Annotated in this window: 17 protein-coding genes; 8 read left to right on the top strand and 9 right to left on the bottom strand. The window is 39.5% G+C overall.

The features are described from left to right. From JOC95_RS19425 to JOC95_RS19405, 5 genes are all read right to left on the bottom strand, one after another. On the bottom strand, positions 1 to 563 hold a 563-nt coding region (locus JOC95_RS19425; protein ID WP_204419386.1), incomplete at its 3' end, for a LysM peptidoglycan-binding domain-containing protein. A gap of 233 nt (positions 564 to 796) precedes the next feature. Then, on the bottom strand, positions 797 to 1,789 hold the full coding sequence (locus JOC95_RS19420; protein WP_204419385.1) for a class I SAM-dependent methyltransferase: 993 nt from the start codon (positions 1,787 to 1,789) through the stop codon (positions 797 to 799). Beyond that, positions 1,786 to 3,111: an FAD-dependent oxidoreductase gene (locus JOC95_RS19415; protein ID WP_204419383.1), complete on the bottom strand. Its 1,326-nt coding sequence runs from the start codon at positions 3,109 to 3,111 to the stop codon at positions 1,786 to 1,788. Before JOC95_RS19415 ends, JOC95_RS19420 begins: the two co-directional genes overlap by 4 nt. A 140-nt stretch (positions 3,112 to 3,251) precedes the next feature. Beyond that, positions 3,252 to 3,491, bottom strand: coding sequence for a DUF2164 domain-containing protein (locus JOC95_RS19410; RefSeq protein WP_204419381.1), 240 nt, complete (start codon positions 3,489 to 3,491; stop codon positions 3,252 to 3,254). 26 nt (positions 3,492 to 3,517) lie between these two features. Beyond that, the gene (locus JOC95_RS19405; RefSeq protein WP_204419378.1) at positions 3,518 to 4,345 is read right to left on the bottom strand and encodes a VanW family protein; all 828 of its coding nucleotides are present in this window, start codon (positions 4,343 to 4,345) and stop codon (positions 3,518 to 3,520) included. A 170-nt stretch (positions 4,346 to 4,515) separates the two neighbouring features. On the opposite strand from JOC95_RS19405, the gene JOC95_RS19400 reads away from it, so the two are divergent. Together JOC95_RS19400 and splB are read left to right on the top strand one after the other, a co-directional pair. Further along, positions 4,516 to 4,773, top strand: coding sequence for a transcriptional regulator SplA domain-containing protein (locus tag JOC95_RS19400; protein ID WP_204419376.1), 258 nt, complete (start codon positions 4,516 to 4,518; stop codon positions 4,771 to 4,773). Between the two features lie 12 nt (positions 4,774 to 4,785). Continuing rightward, entirely contained in the window at positions 4,786 to 5,811 is a 1,026-nt protein-coding gene (gene splB / locus JOC95_RS19395; protein WP_204419374.1) for a spore photoproduct lyase, read from the top strand. Between the two features lie 40 nt (positions 5,812 to 5,851). Here the strand turns inward: splB and JOC95_RS19390 are convergent, their stop codons facing one another. Further along, entirely contained in the window at positions 5,852 to 6,907 is a 1,056-nt protein-coding gene (locus JOC95_RS19390) for a M42 family metallopeptidase (protein WP_204419363.1), read from the bottom strand. A 191-nt stretch (positions 6,908 to 7,098) separates the two neighbouring features. Here JOC95_RS19390 and JOC95_RS19385 point away from each other — a divergent pair, with 191 nt between their 5' ends. Further along, on the top strand, positions 7,099 to 7,791 hold the full coding sequence (locus JOC95_RS19385) for a cobalamin B12-binding domain-containing protein (protein ID WP_204419356.1): 693 nt from the start codon (positions 7,099 to 7,101) through the stop codon (positions 7,789 to 7,791). Then, a complete protein-coding gene (locus tag JOC95_RS19380; RefSeq protein ID WP_204419353.1) occupies positions 7,791 to 8,345 on the top strand; it encodes a hypothetical protein in 555 nt (184 codons plus the stop codon). The genes JOC95_RS19385 and JOC95_RS19380 overlap by 1 nt, the downstream gene beginning before the upstream one ends. Before the next feature lie 35 nt (positions 8,346 to 8,380). Here the strand turns inward: JOC95_RS19380 and JOC95_RS19375 are convergent, their stop codons facing one another. Continuing rightward, positions 8,381 to 9,367, bottom strand: a complete 987-nt coding sequence (locus JOC95_RS19375; RefSeq protein ID WP_204419349.1) for a CheR family methyltransferase — start codon at positions 9,365 to 9,367, stop codon at positions 8,381 to 8,383. A gap of 637 nt (positions 9,368 to 10,004) precedes the next feature. Between JOC95_RS19375 and JOC95_RS19370 the strand changes: the two genes are divergently transcribed. The 3 genes from JOC95_RS19370 (at position 10,005) to JOC95_RS19360 (ending at position 12,171) form a co-directional block, all read left to right on the top strand. Further along, entirely contained in the window at positions 10,005 to 10,541 is a 537-nt protein-coding gene (locus JOC95_RS19370; protein WP_204419347.1) for a hypothetical protein, read from the top strand. A gap of 72 nt (positions 10,542 to 10,613) precedes the next feature. Continuing rightward, a complete protein-coding gene (locus JOC95_RS19365; protein ID WP_204419344.1) occupies positions 10,614 to 10,952 on the top strand; it encodes a CHY zinc finger protein in 339 nt (112 codons plus the stop codon). Positions 10,953 to 11,367: 415 nt separating this feature from the next. Beyond that, positions 11,368 to 12,171, top strand: a complete 804-nt coding sequence (locus JOC95_RS19360; RefSeq protein ID WP_204419342.1) for a CsxC family protein — start codon at positions 11,368 to 11,370, stop codon at positions 12,169 to 12,171. A gap of 208 nt (positions 12,172 to 12,379) precedes the next feature. Here JOC95_RS19360 and JOC95_RS19355 read toward each other — a convergent pair whose 3' ends face one another. After that, on the bottom strand, positions 12,380 to 13,162 hold the full coding sequence (locus tag JOC95_RS19355; protein ID WP_204419339.1) for a CsxC family protein: 783 nt from the start codon (positions 13,160 to 13,162) through the stop codon (positions 12,380 to 12,382). 265 nt (positions 13,163 to 13,427) lie between these two features. On the opposite strand from JOC95_RS19355, the gene JOC95_RS19350 reads away from it, so the two are divergent. Beyond that, positions 13,428 to 14,396 carry a CgeB family protein gene (locus JOC95_RS19350; RefSeq protein ID WP_204419336.1) on the top strand — a complete coding sequence of 323 codons (969 nt, stop codon included), beginning with the start codon at positions 13,428 to 13,430 and terminating at the stop codon, positions 14,394 to 14,396. Between the two features lie 31 nt (positions 14,397 to 14,427). Here JOC95_RS19350 and JOC95_RS19345 read toward each other — a convergent pair whose 3' ends face one another. After that, on the bottom strand, positions 14,428 to 15,714 hold the full coding sequence (locus JOC95_RS19345; RefSeq protein WP_204419333.1) for a glycosyltransferase family A protein: 1,287 nt from the start codon (positions 15,712 to 15,714) through the stop codon (positions 14,428 to 14,430). Positions 15,715 to 15,762 lie beyond the last annotated feature (48 nt).

Here is a 15,762-nt window from a genome sequence, read left to right as displayed (position 1 = left end):
GCTTCCTCTGCTGGTGCCTCTGTTACTGGCTCTTCAGCCGGCGCTTCCTCTGCTGGTGCCTCTGTTACTGGCTCTTCAGCCGGCGCTTCCTCTGCCGGTGCCTCTGTTACTGGCTCTTCAGCCGGTGCTTCCTCTGCCGGTGCCTCTGTTACCGGCTCTTCAGCCGGTGCTTCTGTTTGTACAGATTCAGGATTTCCTTTTGTATAGATGATTATTTCATCATCTGCATAGATTAAATCAGGATTCTCGATGGAGTTCCATTGTGCTAGTTGCTGATAGGTAATTCCATCATAGTTTTGGGATATCCCCCAAAGGGTATCACCTTTTACAATTTTGTAGCGTTCAGATAAAGCTACTTTTAATCCTTGTTCCGGGTGAATCAGATCGCTGGAAAGATTGTTCCAGTCTTTTAATTCCTGTACTGTTATGTTATTTGCATTGGCGATGTCCCAAAGGGTATCACCTTTTTTCACCGTTACTTCTGCAGCAGAGGCATTTGAACCTAGACTGAACGTACCTGCAAGGGCCGCTGCTGTTACCAATGAAAACATGGTTTTCTTCATAAGAAATACCTCCTATGTATTCTGACTCAATGTTTACAATCATATCATGATATTGCTAGATTAAAAGAACAGTGGATTAACAGTTTCATTACAGGAGTGACGGGCATATTAAGGGATTGTTACAAAGTTTCCTTATATTAGAATATTAAGGAATACTCTTCTAACAGAGGATTTTCCAACCAAAAAAAAGCCCTGCGGATCGTTTTGAAAACGCCGCAGAAGCTTTTATATGCCTAGTTCGTTTTATGGAGAGTAATCTGATACCAGCCGCCTTCTTTGATGACAGGCTTCATTTTCCCCACTTTTAATTCCGCTTGTCGGGCCAATTCTTCCAAATCAGCCTCTGAGGGCAGGGGATATAGATTATCAAATGCGGTAAAAAAGCTATTGAATACGCTTGAGAACTGCCCACCATGCTTAGAATTGTGAATTGGAGTTACGACTGATAGTGTCCCTCCTCGCTCCAACCATTCACTGATATTTTTAAACAGAGTGATTCTATCCTCTGGGGATATATAATGAAGAATATTATTCAACATGACAAAATCCACTTTCGATTCCGGAGTCCACTCCTGAACATCCCTGCAAAGTATTTCTATTTGTTCCTGCTCGTTGCAATTTCTTTTTGCTTCCTCTGCGACATCTTCATTCAACTCTATCCCGAGCATGGAGGCTTTCGGAAATCTTTTCGATAGCTTCAACAGATATCCGCCGCTTCCACAACCAACATCCACTACACGATTCGGGTTCGCTTTCTTCATAACCTTCATCACTCTAGGTACAGCCAACTGTTCTAATAAGGAAGAGGTCTGCGCTACTACCATTCCATGCTGTTCCTGATTAAAGCTTTCCTTTTGATCCTCCTGCATCATTTTCGGGTATTTGATGAGCGTTGGAATATGAAGCTCCATCATTTCCTTTAAAAGTACACCCGTCGATCTTGGGTTATTCTTGCTTGAAGGTACCATAAAGCGCTTGACCGTCTGATACCTTTGTTTGGACCGTTGCTTCAAATAGCCGATCACCCCACCGACTTCCACCCATCTGACAAGAAGATCCTCTTTCAGCGAGAATTCCCGGGCAACCTCGCTTACTGTCTTCGGCTTTTTAAATGCTTCGTATAAATCCAATTCATAACCTACATATGCATGCCAACTGTATAAAAAAGGCAAGTTCCTTTTCATATATCCTCTAGCTTTGAAAAGCCGAATATACTCACTTATCATCTCTTTACTTCCTCCTCCATGTATCTCCAAGGATAATCATCTCTACTCGTAAATAGATGACGTTTTTCCAAGTGATAATCCACCTCTTCTTTTCTAATTGGAACAACTCCGGTCTGAATGGCCCTGTCGATGATTGTTTCCTTCCACATCCCGAGTCCTGAAATGTTCAGCATATGTTTGATATGAAGGACCGGATCATTTGTCAGCTGATCCATCACTTTTCTCCTCCAAGTCACCAAAGAGCGCAATGGGCGGGAATAAGCGAGGGCAGATAAATGACTCAGCTTTAAGATATGGTGGACACGGGGCCTTCTGACTTCTTCATATAATGATAAAAGTTCGCTTGAATGCCGGTTATGTTCATACATCCAACAAAAAAGCTCCCCTAAAACATCCCCATCCTGTATTGCCAAGTTCATGCCTTCGCCTGCCATGGGGTGGACACTATGTGCTGCATCCCCCAATAGGACGATATTATCTTTTACATAGCTGGACACATGATAATGGACCGGGATCATCAGTTGAATCTGCTTCCATGAGTCTATTTTTTGTACATAACCATCCAATGCTGGACACAGTTCTAAGTATTTTTCATAAAAAGATTCCAAGCCTTCCTCTATCATTGTTTTATAAGAACCTTTTGGAATCATATAAACAGATCTCACCAAATTGTTTGGAAGGGGGAATAGTCCCAGGAAGGTATGATGGTTCGAAATTATTTTTCCTTCTGTCAGGCTTTTTGGCCTAGGGAAGGTTACAGTCAAAAAGTGATGATCATATTTCTTTTCCTTTTGGCGAAGCTGCATGAAATCCCTGACCTTCGACTTTCTACCTTCGGCGCTCACATAATAGTCAGCCTCAATCAGAACTTCTTCCTCTGATAGTTTTACTTTTGCGAGCCCATTTTCAAACTCCATAAACCTGCCAGGCTGTATATATTTGAAAGATGGATATTTCTCCGCCTCCTCCAGCAGTATGGATTTCAATGTTTCATGCGGAATCATTAGCGCGTGATGATAGGGTTTAGGCAGAATATTATAGCTCATTGATTGAGAAGGCACTTCTTCGCTGGCATCTGATAGGTCTCTTCTTTCAACCAGATCTATTTCATTGATGATATGACCATTCTCCAATACAGGTGGTAAAAGGCCGATACTATCAAAGATTTGCAATGTTTTGGGCTGTACGAGTTCTCCTTTATAAAGATGGGGGCTTCCCTTCATCTGCTCCACCAACGTAACTCCAATGCCGCACCTTGCAAGCTTGAGAGCGACCGTTAAACCTCCTACTCCGCCTCCAATCACCAATACATTCGTCTTCATAATCGTCACCACCTATAGTTTTCTTTCCACTATTCTACAGATGTGAAACTTTTGAACACTCTGTAAAGTTTTGTCTTAAATTTGGATACTAAAAAACCTCCACGATTCATCAGTGGAGGCTAATATCATTTTTAACTTATTCACCTTGTTGAGCGCTTCAAGCTTTCCAGGTCTTCTTCGACAGCAGACCATCTTTGCTCAACCATCAGTTTGGCATCTGCCACACCTTGATTATAATAGTAGAGACCAATTTCCTTCACAAAAAAATCAACCAGTATTTCCGCTCCCAGCTCACCGATTGTTTCATCCCGCTCCATTTCAAAATACGTCTGGATTCTGCTGATCATTTGATCTTTTGCTTCTTTTGGCAGTTTAATCATACATTCATTCACACCTTGCAGTAGATTTAACCGCTGTTCTCAGATGCTTCAAGCAACGGTTCATACATCATGATAGCATGATTTTCGGTTACATATTGATCATCCACCTCTATCCCCTTCAAATTCAGTACTTTTCGATGAATGATGTTATGGCGAAGATAGCCCCCCCAATAGGCAGGGGTTATCCTATGATCTTTTTCATATACCTTATAGGTGACAAGTGGAGGGGAAGCCACCCTCCATTCTCCGACTAATTGATCCCCCTTGACCATCACGCAAAGTTGAAAAGCTTGGTTTGTATCATTCCTGATCTGCAGATCCAAATAATTGTAGGAGCATGTAGCCCCACTTCCGAAGGGTTGTGTCCGTTTTGAATCGGGAAACACATCAAAACTGTGACGATAACGTTCTGTCACTGTTAAAGGTGTATGTAGCGTCATCCAGTATATCAAGTTTGAGAGCTGGCATAATCCGCCTCCAAGCCCTGGCTTGAAATTTCCGTAAAACAAAACCATCCCATCCACGTAGCCTTTTTCTTTAGTAGGCTTGCCGATAAGTTTCCAGTAGGAAAAGGTTTCTCCTGGCTTCAGAACCACGCCGTTTAATTTTTGGGTAGCTATGCGAAGGTTTATCACTTTATTATGCTGATACCACATATCCACATCTTTTAATTTTCTTAAAGTGGGAGTGGAATGTTTGATTGATAAGTATGGCAGCACTTCATCTGTCTGAAAATCTGCGTACTGCACTGAGTCCGTCTTCCATTTTAACCAACGTTTAGCTATGTAATATTGAGTTCCCAGCCAAATTCGGAGTGCCGATCTTGGTTTTGGCCTTATGTCTACATTATTCAAAGATATCCCCCCAGAATATTCCTTTTAATATATAGACGAACAAAATGATTAAAAGTTTCTAATTTTCTCCATTTTCAAAAATAACACCCTTAACATTATTTCTCATGAATAATTTTTGGATCCCATTAAAGAATAACACTAGATGAATTCTATTTGAGAAGGTGAAAACAATGGACATACCACAACCCTCTACTTCTTCTGATGTATCAATCGGGGATTCGGTTTATCTTTTCTATCGCAATCCGCATACACAAAACGTCGCAACCGTCCAGGAAGCCCAAGTGGTTCCTGATCCGTATAATCCTGGTCAATTAGCTTTATTTCTTTATGATACCTATTATCCACTATCAGATGAGTTTGTTTTCTTCAAATCTTTGGAGGATGCAGAAGCCTTGTATAATGACTATTTCGGTCCTACATATGAATAGGAGGTGTTATTTTTGAAGCCATTTGTCCCTCAACTTGTCTATATAGAACCTAAAGCATTGGAATACGAGCTTGGAAGGGAACTTAAACAGAAATTTGAAGCAATGGGGCTTGAGATCAGGGAAACCACTTCCCATAACCAGATACGAAACCTTCCTGGTGATAACGACTTTCAAAAGTATCGGATCGCTAAATCCACGCTCGTTGTCGGGGTGAGAAAGACATTGAAGTTTGATTCTTCGAAGCCCTCAGCAGAATATGCCATTCCTTTTGCAACAGGCTGTATGGGCCATTGCCATTATTGCTATCTGCAAACGACCATGGGCAGCAAGCCATATATTCGTACCTATGTGAATCTGGATGAAATCTTTGATGCAGCAGATAAATATATGCAGGAGCGCGCCCCTGAAATTACAAGGTTCGAAGCTTCCTGTACTTCAGATATCGTGGGTATCGACCATCTCACCCATTCATTAAAAAGGGCTATTGAATATTTCGGAAAATCCGAGCATGGCCAGCTGCGTTTTGTCACGAAATTCCACCATGTCGATCATTTGCTCGATGCGGATCATCAAGGGAGAACGAGATTTAGGTTCAGCGTGAATGCAGATTATGTAATCAAAAATTTTGAACCTGGAACTTCATCTCTTGATTTAAGAATCGAAGCCGCGGCAAAAGTTGCAGGTGCCGATTATCCATTGGGCTTCATCGTGGCACCGATCTACTTGCATGAAGGTTGGCAGGAGGGGTATAAAACCTTGTTCCAAAAGCTGTACGATAAGCTGCCGGCTCATGCTACGGAAGATCTGACCTTTGAACTTATCCAGCATCGCTTCACAAAGCCTGCCAAACGGGTGATCCAACAGAATTATCCGATGACGAAACTTGAATTGGATGAAGCAAAAAGGCAATACAAATGGGGTCGCTATGGAATCGGCAAATATGTCTACACCAAGGATGAAGCAACAGAAATCAAGGAAACATTATCACAATATATTCATTCTTATTTTCCACAAGCAAAAATAGAGTATTTTACTTAAAAAAGAGAGAACAGCCAATTTTGGCTGTTCTTTTGCTTACTCAGTAATCCACCATCTCAGACAATAAATAATGATAAATCAACTTCTGCGTGTTCAGGATGGAACTTTCATGTGTCCGTTCGAATGCATGTGACGATTCGATTCCAGGTCCAATCAGTCCATGGATGATATCATGACCGGAACGGATGGCAGCGGAAGCATCCGATCCATAAAACGGATAGATATCAACTTTATAACCGATTTCATTCTTCTGTGCGAGCTCCACGAGGTGTTTTCGCAAGCCATAGTGATAAGGGCCGCTAGAATCTTTTACACAGATTGAAACCGTGTATTCGTCAGAAGATTGCCCGTCACCTAATGCCCCCATGTCCACTGCCAGGTATTCGACCGTCTCCTGTGTGATATTGGAATTTCCACCATATCCGATTTCTTCATTATTGGAAATCAGGAAGTGTGTCGTGTAAGGCAATGTTATCTTTTCTGTTTGAATATGCTTGATCATATTAAGCAGTATGGCAACACTGGCTTTATCATCTAAATGTCTTGATTTTATGTATCCGCTATCTGTTATTTGTACACGCGGGTCAAATGAGACAAAGTCCCCCACTTCTATTCCAAGTTCCTTCACCTGCTCGCGTGATGACACTTTCTCATCGATCCGCACTTCGATATTTTCATCATTCCTCGGGGCATCTCCAGCGTTTTTATAGACGTGGACAGAGGTTTGATGCATCAAGATAGTTCCAGTGAATATTTTCCCAGAGGAGGTTTCTATTTCACAATATTCGCCTTCAACCGAGTTCCAACGAAATCCACCGATCATGGTAAGCTTCAACCGGCCATTTGATTTGATTTCCTTGACCATCGCTCCTAATGTGTCGACATGGGCAGTCAGCATCCGGTGTTCCTTCTCGTTAGTTCCTTTTACGGTTGCGATTAGCCCGCCTTTTCGATTCCTTTTTGTATCTACGCCATACTCCTGCAAGAATTTTTCCACATAGCTGATAACCTTGCTTGTGTTACCTGAAGGACTTGGAATGGAAACAAGCTCTTTGATTAATGTGAAGGTTTCCTGTACACTTGGTTGATAGTTCAAATAAGCACTCCCTTTAAATTCCTAGAATATTATTAGCATAAAATATTTTTCATACCATGTATATATCATTTGGAGGAAATAATCTGACTTTTTAGGAATTTGTTGTGTGACAACAATACTTGCCGACTATCGACTTCTCCAAAATATAGTATACTGTAAATAACTACTAGACATCCATAAGGGGGATTAGTATGCATGAAGTTGCAAAAAAGCTTTCTGCCCACTTTCTTGAAAAGAATGTCATTCAGGGATGGGCTAGTATAACAGAATTATTAGATCAAGGATACAATAGTTCATATATATATGATTTTCTTTTTCGGGATGCTATGTACCACATTGGGGAACTATGGGAAAAAAATGAGATCACTGTGGCCGACGAACACCTAGCCACTGGTGTCAGCGATCTCCTTCTATCTAAATACCATCTCGAAAAAAAGGAAAGGAACATTTCAGACAAAGGCATCCTTCCCATAACTAATACCGGCAGGGCAATGTTTTTTTGTGTGGAAGGTGAAGATCATTACCTTGGCCTGAAAATGGCTTCTTCCCTATTTGAGGAATTCGGATGGGATGTATATGATCTTGGTTCCAACCTACCTTTGGAATATGCGGAATATAGCATAAAAAAGTGGCAACCGGAAGTCATCTGTATTTCTATTACAATCAGACATTTGTTGCCGAAATTAAAAGATACAATCAAACGACTGGCAGCCATTCATCCTGAAGCAACAATCATTGTAGGGAGTCGGCTCCACGACGAAGCTGCTTTCCGCTCCTGTTGTACGGAAGAAACAATCATTGCAAAAGATGCAGCATTTCTGTATCAGTGGTTGAATCAATACCAGAATGAAGCTTCCTTCGTAAAAAAAGGAGTGTTATCATAATGTATCGGATACCGGTACCTTACTTTAAATTAAGGGGCGACTTTTCCATACTCGATGTTTCAAAGGAGGTCACCCATCTTTTTTATCCTGTTACTTCTTTTCTCCATTTAGTGGATTCGGAAAGCAGGAACAAGATAAAGAGACTGCTAAATGTCCCTTCACCTGGAAAGATGGAGTTAAACCTGAAAACTATAGAGTCGCCTACCACACTGTTTACCATTCATTTCAATTATCAACAAAAAGAGGATACCATCCATCTTGTCTGTTTAAATGAAACAGATTCCTACAATCACATTCATTTCGAATTCCAACAGATCAGAGAAAAGATCCAAAGCGGTTCATGGGAAAAAGTCATTCCGAAAGAAACCGAAGACACAGCACACAATGTTAACCTCCAGCAGGCATCCCGGAAAATTTCCACTATCAATGATCTGTTAAATATCATACAATATGATTTGCAGTCCGCGGGTAAAGAGGAATACGCGGAATTAATCCGTTCCGAACTGGCTGACATCAAAGAATATATTTCTAAAATAAATAAAACAACCGGCTGATAGCTATATTGCTAATGCCGGTTGTTTTTTCATTCCTATTGCTTAAGGTAGAACTCTTGAAGTGCATTACCAAGCTTGCCCATTTCAGATTGCAATGCTTTTGCATACTCCGATTTAAAAGGTACATCTTCTTTTTCCAGAAGGTCTAACAGCCCTGTAATGAAAAGCGTTGGTTCTGCCAATTCGCCCCGCAGTTTCTCCATTTTTTTATGATGAGTCCGTTTTAGGTCGTCTAGTTCTGCATTGGCTTTCCTTAGTTCCGATTCTGCTGCACTTAATTGCAACTGCAGAGGTTTAAGCTTCAGTTGGTCCATGTTTACTTGTTGCAACTCATCCCTTGATGTATGCAGCGCCGCTTCATGTGCACTTGCTTGGTGCAAGTCCACTTTCAGTTTACGGTAAAATTTCCACTTGTTACTTACAACAGAAAAGTATTTCTTTGATTCCCCCACTGTTTCACTTTTTCCAAGAAACAAATAACCATTGTGATTTAAAGCCCCATGGAACATAGAAATTATTTTCTGCTGTTGTAATGGCATGAAGTAGTTAATGACATTTCTGCAGCTGATAAAGTCAAGATTTTGGAACATCGGGTCTTTGGCGATGTTATGGGGTGCAAAAATGATCCTTTTACGAATTTCCTTATTTACAACATAAAAATCATCTTTTTTATCAAAGTACTTATTTTGTATGTCAGGTAAAACATTTTCAAATGCATGTTTAGGATAAATTCCGGCACTCGCAATGCGAATGGAATCCTTATCTAAATCAGTTGCATAAATCTTAAATTCCAACTCTGGATGTGCTTCTAGATATTCATTTAACAAAATGGCCAGAGAATATACTTCCTGTCCGGTAGAACAACCAGCCACCCACAATCTAATCTCTTCCCGTTCATTTTCCTGTTTTTCTTTTACGATTCTGCTGATCACATTCTCTTGGATGTAAGTTGCCAACTCATTGTTTGGTAAAAATTCTTCTGCACTAACCGTAATATTACCTTCGAAATTTTGTACGACCATATCTGCTCTCCCTTTAGAAAAGTTCAACAATATTCTCTTTCTTTTAATATCATATCAAAAAGTATTTTTCGTTTGTGAAATTTTTTTTTACAAAAATCGAGTTATATCGTCTTTTATTTGACTTTCATTTTATTTGATGTATAATAAGAGTTTGGGTACTGGCCCAAAACAGTTAGTAACTTGATATTGAAAGGAAGGACGTTATGACATTCTTAAGTTTTTCAAACAGAGCACAAGGATGCACTGGCGTTCCATATAGTTTTTTAAGCAAAGCTTAATCGTACTGGCACGGCCTAGGAGCCGTAAGGACGTATGAGAGGTAGGGCTTACGTTGTTTAAGTAAGGAAAACTACCATGGAATTTTAACCGCGGCAAACGAATTAAAACACTTTTATGTCAATGATAATGCTTGTGATGAAGCAAGTTACTAATAGCGCATGAACATCATTTCTAATTGCGCTTCCATTTACGAAAAATAAAAGCGGGTCGATCCTTGGGACGATCCGTTTTTATTATGTTGTTATGCATTCAAATTTGATAAATTTCCAAATCACCTGTATAATCTAATGCTGATTGTCAAAAACCGTCGAAAATTTTTAACGAAATAAAGTATTTTCTGGTAATTAGGGGGGATTGGATGTCTTTTACAAGCTTATTCTTAGCCGAAGAAGAGACATTAGACACTGCAAAAAATAAAGAAGAGATAAAGAAGGAATTGGATGAGCTTGAACTACAGATGTTCCGCATGAAAGAAAACATGAAAGAAATCGCAAAAAAATGGCAGGTCATAGGTATTGATCAAACAAAAGACGATACTTGGGTAGTCGTCTACACCAACTATGACAATCACTCTTGCAAGATCATGCTGAATGATTGCGAATCGGCCTACCGTGGGCAATGGGACTATTCCATCCAAGCCACCTATAAGGATGAGGATACCATCTTTATCGGTGACATCAAAGGCCCGGAAAACAAGGGTTTCGGGACAATTTGTATGAACTATCTTAAAGAAGTGGCGAAGGAGCAAAACATCCGTTACATCACAGGAGATATTGCCAAAAGGGATTGGGACCACGTAGACCGACTTGTACATTTCTATAAAAAGCATGACTTCCACATTGACATCGATAAGGATGCAAAATCCGGAGAAATTGTTTGGCAGCCGTATAATTAAACTGAATGTACTAGAAATTTTTTTCGAATTATGTTTTGATGGAGGAAACAAATGCAGGGGTGATCACATCGGATGCATGACCGAAAGGAAGCTACCGTTTATGGACAAACCGTTGATAACGAAACAAGATGTGTTCATTATCAGTCACGGAAAGACATTATCGCGATAAAATTCTACTGCTGTCAAACATATTTCCCTTGCTATCAATGCCATGATGAGCATTCAGATCATCCCGCACAGGTCTGGCCAAAACAGAACTTTGGTGATAAAGCGATACTTTGCGGAGTCTGTCAGAATGAACTGACCATCCATGAATATTTAGGTTGTAATTCCACATGTCCCAAATGCAGCTCTCCCTTTAATCCGGGCTGCCAATTGCATTATCATTTATATTTTGAAATTGAAAAATAGAGAGACCGGTTTCGGTCCTTTTTTCGGATTTGCGACTGATTCCCCAAATCCCAGAAAAAACACCTTCATCCTGAAAATGAAGGTGTTTTTTGATTTGCAAAAATCCTACTTATAAAAGGCCATTTGAAATTTGTTATTCATGCATTTCTTACAAACACAGACATTCTCCCCACTTCATCACATTGAAGTTTTCTTTTTCACTTATTGTATTACATCTTAGGCATCGGCAATATGCTTATCTTTAATGTAGAAACCAAAATTAATGAAATTAATTAGCAACTTGTAAGGCTGTCCCATCACTTTTTATTAAATCCCCCTTCTAAATCAACTAAAATTCCACGTTTGCACTACTGCATTTAACCATGGGTGTGCATAACATAAACTGTACCCAAAATTAAAGGAGGAAGTTAACATAATGAATAAAGATAAAAATTGTGTTGAGGTAGATGTTTCTGCTACCATTGGACAGTGTGAGAGTGTAGATATCGACCCTCAAACAACGCCTGGTGATAGCAATAATGAAGTTGTAATGAGGGTTCCTGTTACAATCGCAGAAAGAAGAGTAAACACAAGTCTTGTGGCTAACATTAAGTTTCCGCATCCGGTCCTAGAAATCAAAGATATCAAAAAATCTATTCAAATAGTCCAATGTCGTCTTCTATTGCCTGGAATTTCTCCAGAAGCAGCTGCTGCAGATGGGTTTTTTCAAAACCTGGATTTAAAATTATTCCTTAAAGGCTTTGTCCGCAAGAATATAACGTATGCAACACCTTGCCCGCATTCAAAAGGAGATTCTTGCATTTCTTCTGAAATCAAGTCTTTGACAGCAAAAATCCCATTTGAATGTGTTACAACCATCCCGGCAGGAGAATTCACTTCTCCACCACAATTACCATTATTCAACAGCCGAAACGAATTCGATTTTTTCAGAGCACAGGATTTGGGTCCAGGTTACCCTGAAAAGGAAAAATTCTTGTCCAGTGACATCTCCCAATTTCATCAGGTCAGCAACCAGTACTACAACAACTACACGTTCTGTGAACTGCTTGCAAGCAATATCATTGAATGGGATGAAGCAATCGACCGTACACCACTTTCAGGGAATGCCCCATTCCAGGAAGGAACATTCCAAGAAGTAGTGGAAAAGATGTTTTTGACCTTTGATATCAAAGTACTTCAACATCAACAGGTACGCGTGGCAGTAATTCCTCCACAATAAATTTGGAATCCTACTCTGACTTTGGCGAGCTGGATAGGATCCTTGAGAGGCAATATCATTGACCGGAATCGGTTTGTGATATTGCTTTTTTATTTTGTTACTAATAATAAAGATATTCTGCAGTCTAAAAATTGTTATCATTTTCATACACTAATATGAGAATAAAACAAAAGGGTGCCTAATGATAGACACCCTTCCACTTCATGGATTATTGGCCAGTTAATCTTCTGAATCTATCATAGACGGATTCTTGAACGCCGAATGCCGCGTCATCTCCAAATCCAGTTGGGAAACCAGTTGGAGGTACAAATCCTTGCTGTTGCTTTTGAGTCAATTTGATTACTAGATATACATCCATTTTTTCTGTGATTTTGTTGAAACGGCCCCAGTTGTCAAAGCCTTCCAATAGATCCCACTGATTAACCGCAGATGCCATCAAAGTACATTTAATAGGCTCATTGTAGATCTCGAATGTCAAGGAACCAGTAGTGCAACGGTCAGCTCCCATTCCATTCTTTGAAACTTCTTTTCTTTCAAAGGTATTGTTCTTGTTGCTGAATTCACTGCCGAACGGATACAATACTTCTGTTGTAAGAGGTGTTACACGATCATAGCATCTGAACGGGATGTTCACACTATAATCTTTTACTACTCCACTGCAATCCTCCACGTATTGAATGTTTTTGTGAACGTAACCTTCCACAAATAATTTTACCGTATTCGGATTTGCCGCATCTGTTAATGCTTTACACTGAGTCAAGTGCACATTCTTTCTAATGTGCTTGATATCAGAAGCATAAGTAGGAAGAGTAATGTCCGCTTCCACCAATGTTTCCATCAGAACATCAGCGATTACAGCATTTGTTACTTCAGACGGTCCTGGGAAGGATGCTGCTTCACAGAATGTGCTTCTGGATTTTGCTTTATCGCAAGCAGGTCCTGCTGGACATTCGTGATGGCCATTACAGCCACAGCCAGTATTTTTCTTCATATAATCCACTCCTTAATGATTTTATCAAAAGAATCCAGATCGAATTAACAGAATGAGGTTCATGATTTCCTGGTTCTTTTGACATACTTATATATATGTTTACAAGAGTGAGTTGGAATGGACTAGTGTCTTTAGACAAATTGCTTATTTTTATCTGATTCAATTAATGTTCACAAAAATTGAAATAGGTTCATATGATAAGCCTATATTTATTGTGGAAGTTGTTCTCTTTTAAGTGAATGCTTAAACGTGAAGGTGATAAACGATGAAAATATTACTGATTTCTTCTGGAAATAAAGGTATATACAAACACTTTGATTCCTGGATTCATCAGGATCTACGAAAGAAGCATGATGTTACCTTCTTTGATTTCAAAGATGGTGTTCCTACTCTAAAAGTAATACTTCATAAATTTATGCCTCAGGTTGCCCTTACTCTTATCGGTTATCAACTGCCTTTGGAGATACTGGATATTTTAAGGGAGCATAAAGTTAAAAGTGTGGCGTGGTTGACGGAAGACCCCTATTATATGGACAGAACAGCTTCGCTTGGTGAACATTACGATTATTTGTTTACAATTGATACTGCTGCTCTTCACTATTATCAACAGCAAGGATACAAGAAAAGCTTCCACCTTCCATTGGGAACAAACGAGCATATATATAAACCAAATAATACTTTTGGCTATATCAGTGACTTTTGTCTAGTGGGCTATCCTTATCCCGATAGAATAAAGTTCGTACAACTCCTTTTACACTATACAAAGAGGAACATCATCCTTGTCGGTAGTTGGAAAAGCCATATGAAGTCTTTTAAGCGTAATCCCAACCTGATGATTCATGAAGGATGGGTGGAACCGGCCAAGGTTGCTTACTATTATTCAACTTCAAAAATCGTACTAAATACTCATCGGCCATATAATCTTAAATACAACCAGAACCACCTCGGCATTATTGGAAGGTGCATCAATAACAGGACATTTGATGTAGCAGCATGCGGTGCATTCCAGTTGATAGAGCACAAAGAGGATCTATCTAAACACTTTATTGAAGGGGAGGAGATTGTCTCTTTCAGGGGCTTTGAAGACCTGATGAATAAGACAGATTATTACTTGGATAATGAAGAGGAAAGAAAAGCGATTGCCTCCAGAGCAAGATTTAGAGTGTTAAAGGAGCATACAATACACAACCGTTTAAAAGCAATGCTTTCTATCCTTCTAAAAGATATAAGGTAAAAAACATAAAAAAGACCAGACTAATAAAATGTTAGTCTAGTCTTTTCTGGATGGACCATGAAAAAGGTTCCCCCTGTTTAAACTTCTTTTTAAATTCCTCATCAAGGTTAACCGGTTCGGATACCGGAAGACGCAATTTTATGATGACTACCTTATCGATTGGATGTAGTTTGTTCTTCATACTTAGATAGTAATCTTTCCCATCGAAAAACAGTATGCCATCAGGAAGCAATGATGTTTTACTTACTGCTTCAAATGTACCACCTTCAGGAATTCCACCTAGTAATTGATCATCAACTTTTATGGCTTGGCGGAGGTCGAATTTGTATTCTTTCATCAATTTGTCATTAATGGGATGCTTTTTATTTTGTTGAATGTAATAAAGCTGATTATTCGTAGAAGAGTATACCAGTCTCATGTTAGGGAAGAGCCATGGATTCGAGAATGCGTCTTTATTCAAAGGAAGGCCTTCCTTGTATTTAAAAAGAAAAGGATCTGGAATGTCAACAATCTGGTTGGAATCATATTTCAATGCAGAAAAAGCGGTTGAAGAAATTCTTCGACGCAACTGGTTATCTATTAGGTATACGTCGGGCAATAGCGCTCTTACGAGTGTGCCGTCAGGTAAATGGCTGGGTAAATGAGTATTTAAAGTTTGAAAGGATTGAGGAGTTTTATATGCGATATCTAAAATCTTAGGTATTGGATAAAATGGCTGAAACGCAGTCAGCCTTTTCCAAAAAGCTGCATCACCGAATTGCCAGACAGAAGGATCATCATCCCAATAGCTGCCAAACTTTTGAAACACCAAATCTGCAATTCTCCTGGTATGCATGACAGAACAATGATCAACCAATCCGACAGGGTTTGTTAAAATATTCTTTGCTTTTCTTGTGCCTTTCCACGATATTTTCCCGTTTTGTTCCACACCTTGAACTTGTTGCTCCGAATAGACAATATCCAGTTTTGGGAACTTCGAAAAAAACTTGGTCATTTCCTCCAGTCGATTAGGCAGATATATATTGTCGTCTGTGAGATACGTTAGATAGGTTCCTTTGGATAAGGGGATCGCATTATTGATTAATGTAGCATATCGTGTTGTTTTATACCTCTCGCTGTCTTTGATATTACTGTTATGATAGTGAATATCTGGATGATCCAGATATTTTTTAATGATGTGTACCGTTTCTTGATCTGAATTGTCGTCCATGATAAAAAGTTCCCAGTTGCGAAAGGTTTGGTTTATGACACTTTCAATAGCCAATCCAACCGTTCGTGGTTTGTTGTAGCTTGTTAAAATTATTGAAACTATTTCCATGACATACTCCTTTTAAATTGGAAAATTATTATCTTACCATATTCATGA

Origin of the sequence: Sutcliffiella tianshenii (genome assembly GCF_016908565.1) — a bacterium.
In the GTDB taxonomy this organism is placed as follows: domain Bacteria; phylum Bacillota; class Bacilli; order Bacillales; family Bacillaceae_I; genus Sutcliffiella_A; species Sutcliffiella_A tianshenii.
Note: the sequence above shows the minus strand (reverse complement) of the source record. Positions and strands in the feature narration are given on the sequence as shown.

Excerpts from the sequence above, each read along its gene's own strand:
- JOC95_RS19420 (WP_204419385.1), bottom strand. The coding sequence starts at position 1,789 with ATGATAAGTGAGTATATTCGGCTTTTCAAAGCTAGAGGATATATGAAA.
- JOC95_RS19415 (WP_204419383.1), bottom strand. The coding sequence starts at position 3,111 with ATGAAGACGAATGTATTGGTGATTGGAGGCGGAGTAGGAGGTTTAACG.
- JOC95_RS19410 (WP_204419381.1), bottom strand. The coding sequence starts at position 3,491 with ATGATTAAACTGCCAAAAGAAGCAAAAGATCAAATGATCAGCAGAATC.
- JOC95_RS19400 (WP_204419376.1), top strand. The coding sequence starts at position 4,516 with ATGGACATACCACAACCCTCTACTTCTTCTGATGTATCAATCGGGGAT.
- JOC95_RS19385 (WP_204419356.1), top strand. The coding sequence starts at position 7,099 with ATGCATGAAGTTGCAAAAAAGCTTTCTGCCCACTTTCTTGAAAAGAAT.
- JOC95_RS19380 (WP_204419353.1), top strand. The coding sequence starts at position 7,791 with ATGTATCGGATACCGGTACCTTACTTTAAATTAAGGGGCGACTTTTCC.
- JOC95_RS19375 (WP_204419349.1), bottom strand. The coding sequence starts at position 9,367 with ATGGTCGTACAAAATTTCGAAGGTAATATTACGGTTAGTGCAGAAGAA.
- JOC95_RS19370 (WP_204419347.1), top strand. The coding sequence starts at position 10,005 with ATGTCTTTTACAAGCTTATTCTTAGCCGAAGAAGAGACATTAGACACT.
- JOC95_RS19365 (WP_204419344.1), top strand. The coding sequence starts at position 10,614 with ATGCATGACCGAAAGGAAGCTACCGTTTATGGACAAACCGTTGATAAC.
- JOC95_RS19360 (WP_204419342.1), top strand. The coding sequence starts at position 11,368 with ATGAATAAAGATAAAAATTGTGTTGAGGTAGATGTTTCTGCTACCATT.
- JOC95_RS19355 (WP_204419339.1), bottom strand. The coding sequence starts at position 13,162 with ATGAAGAAAAATACTGGCTGTGGCTGTAATGGCCATCACGAATGTCCA.
- JOC95_RS19350 (WP_204419336.1), top strand. The coding sequence starts at position 13,428 with ATGAAAATATTACTGATTTCTTCTGGAAATAAAGGTATATACAAACAC.
- JOC95_RS19345 (WP_204419333.1), bottom strand. The coding sequence starts at position 15,714 with ATGGAAATAGTTTCAATAATTTTAACAAGCTACAACAAACCACGAACG.